We start from the raw sequence: 2,756 nt of genomic DNA on the forward strand, positions 1-2,756 counted from the left end.
TCGAAGTCGATGAAAACGGCGTCAAGTGGGCCATCTCCGAAGGATGGGCCCGCTCGCGTCTGCTCGACAGCCGCCTCGAAGGCGAAGACCATCTGCGCTCGAAGGCCGGCGCCGATCCCGATCAACGCCTGAAAGATCAGATCCGCGACGGCGTCGATGCGGAAATTATTTTTCCCAACAAGGGTCTCACGATGTGGGCGACGCCCGACGCCGACTTCGCGCACGCGCAATGCCGCATCTACAACGACTGGGCGTGGGAAACTTTCGCGAAGTACAACGACCGCATGTCGCCGCTCGCCGCGATCGCGACGGCCGATCTGCCTGGCTCGATCAAGGAAGTCGAACGCGTCGCGAAGCTGGGATTTCGCGGCCTGACGCTTCCGTGCAAGCCGATCTTCGGCGCGCATGACGCACGCCATCCCAACTACAATCTGCCGATTTTCGATCCGCTGTGGTCGGTTATCCAGGAAGCCGATCTGCCCATCACGTTTCACGTTTCGACCGGACGCGATCCGCGCGCGGCCCGCAAAGACGGCGGCGCGGTCATCAATTATGTTTCACATTCGCTCGTCCCGACTATCGAGCCGGTTGCAAATCTCTGCGGCTCCGGCGTCCTCGAGCGGTTTCCGGGAATCAAATTCGCCGCCATCGAGTCGGGCATCGGATGGGTCGCGTGGGCTCTGGGAGCCATGGACGAGGCCTATCACAAGCATCACATGTGGGCCTTGCCGCGGCTCAAAATGCTCCCGAGCGAATATTTCCGCGCCCACGGATACGCCTCGTTCCAGGAAGATCCGGTCGGCCTCGATCTCGCGGTGAAATACAACCTGACCAACAATTTCCTGTGGGCGAATGACTATCCGCATCACGAGGGAAGCTGGCCTCATTCGGCGGAAGCGATCGAGCGCGAGATGGGCGGCCTCCCCGAAGACGCGCGTGCGAAAATCCTGGGCCTGAATGCCGCGCGCCTGTTCAAGTTCGACGTGGACGCCCTGACGAAGTCGCATCGCAAACGAGCGGCGTCCAACTGAACGGCTGATTGATGCCGACGTCAGAATTCTCGCATCACTACGCCAATCTCGACGGCGTGCGGATTCATTACGTCATGATGGGGCAGGGCAGCCCGGTCGTCTTGCTCCATGGATGGCCGCAGACCTGGTACGAATGGCGGCGCGTCATGCCGTTACTGGCGGACAAGTACTTGCTTGTCGCACCCGACATGCGCGGCCTCGGCGATTCGTCGCGGCCCACCTCCGGCTACGACAAGAAAACCGTCGCGAATGACATCTGGTTGCTGATGCACAGCCATTTCGGGCATTGCGGCTTTGCGGTCGTCGGTCACGATTGGGGCGCGCCCGTTGCATTTCGCCTCGCCGCCGATCATCCGAAGGAAGTGACGCATCTCGCGATGCTCGACGTTCCCGTTCCCGGCGATCAGCCCGCCGGCGGTGCAATCGGTGGGGGCCAGCGATGGTGGCACCTGTTCCACCAGGTGCCTGATCTTCCGGAAGCGCTTGTGTACGGCCGCGAACGTCTCTATCTCGAATTCTTCTACATGAACGGATGCGATCAGGCCGGCGCGATTGGCAATGACGACATCGCCGAATACGTCCGCACCTACTCGCAGCCGGGCGCGATGCGCGCAGGCTTCAATTTCTATCGCGCCCTAACGAAAGACGTCGCCGACAATCGCGCGACCTTCGCGACCGGCTTCAAACTTCCGATGCCGACCCTGGGACTGGGCGGTGGCGGCCCGCGCGGCCGCGGCGATCTCGTAGTCGAATCGCTCCGCCGCGTGGCAGTTCACGCGTCAGGGGGATCGATCGCCGAATGCGGCCATTTCATCCCCGAAGAAAAGCCGGCGGAACTCGCCAACCAGTTGAGAGAATTTCTCGCGACGTAAGTTTCGCTTTCGTTCGTGACAGCACTTTGGTACGCCTCGCACATAATGTATTCGCTTGAGGAGAACCACCGTGGATTTTAATATTCCCGCAGATGTAACCGCGTACTTGGCCGAACTCGACGCGTTCATCGAGAAAGAAATCAAGCCGCTCGAGCGCGAGAACGACAACATCCGTTTTTTCGACCATCGTCGCGAATGGGCACGCACCGATTTCGAGCGCGACGGTCTGCCGCGTCATGAATGGGAAGCGCTGCTGGGCGAGATGCGCCGGCGCGCCGACAAGGCGGGGCACTATCGCTACGCGCTGCCGAAAGAATACGGCGGCAAAGACGGCACCAACCTCGCGATGGCGATCATCCGCGAGTATCTGGCGGCCAAGGGTCTCGGCCTGCACAACGATTTGCAGAACGAAAGTTCGATCGTCGGCAATCTGCCGACCGTCCTGATGTTTCGCGACTTCGGCAACGATCAGCAGAAAAAAGAATTCATCCCCAAGCTGCTCGACGGCTCGATGCGCATCGCGTTCGGACTCACCGAACCAAATCACGGCTCCGACGCGACCTGGATGGAGACGCGCGGCGTTCGCGACGGCGACCACTGGCGAATCACCGGCGCCAAGATGTGGAATACCGGCCTGCACGTCGCCACCCACGATTTCGTATTCGCGCGCACCAGCGGCAAAGACGGCAGCCCGCGCGGCATCACGTGCTTCATCGTTCCGACCAAGAGCGCGGGCTTCAAGATCGAAGAGTACATGTGGACCTTCAACATGCCGACCGACCATCCGCGCATCTCGCTGACTGACGTCGCGGTCCCGGCCGACGCGATTCTTGGCGATCCTGAAAACGGTCTC

3 protein-coding genes are annotated in these 2,756 nt (G+C 61.1%); all 3 read left to right on the top strand.

Going from position 1 to position 2,756, the window contains the following annotated elements:
* The coding region (locus tag VIW95_RS09880) for an amidohydrolase family protein (protein WP_331585920.1) at nucleotides 1-1,031 on the top strand (1,031 nt) is incomplete at its 5' end.
* Between the two features lie 11 nt (nucleotides 1,032-1,042).
* The gene (locus VIW95_RS09885) at nucleotides 1,043-1,903 is read left to right on the top strand and encodes an alpha/beta hydrolase (RefSeq protein WP_331585922.1); all 861 of its coding nucleotides are present in this window, start codon (nucleotides 1,043-1,045) and stop codon (nucleotides 1,901-1,903) included.
* A 70-nt stretch (nucleotides 1,904-1,973) separates the two neighbouring features.
* Nucleotides 1,974-2,756: acyl-CoA dehydrogenase family protein (locus VIW95_RS09890; protein ID WP_331585924.1), on the top strand; the 783-nt coding region annotated here is incomplete at its 3' end.

Source organism: Binatus sp. (SeqCode) (assembly GCF_036522015.1).
GTDB lineage: Bacteria > Desulfobacterota > Binatia > Binatales > Binataceae > Binatus.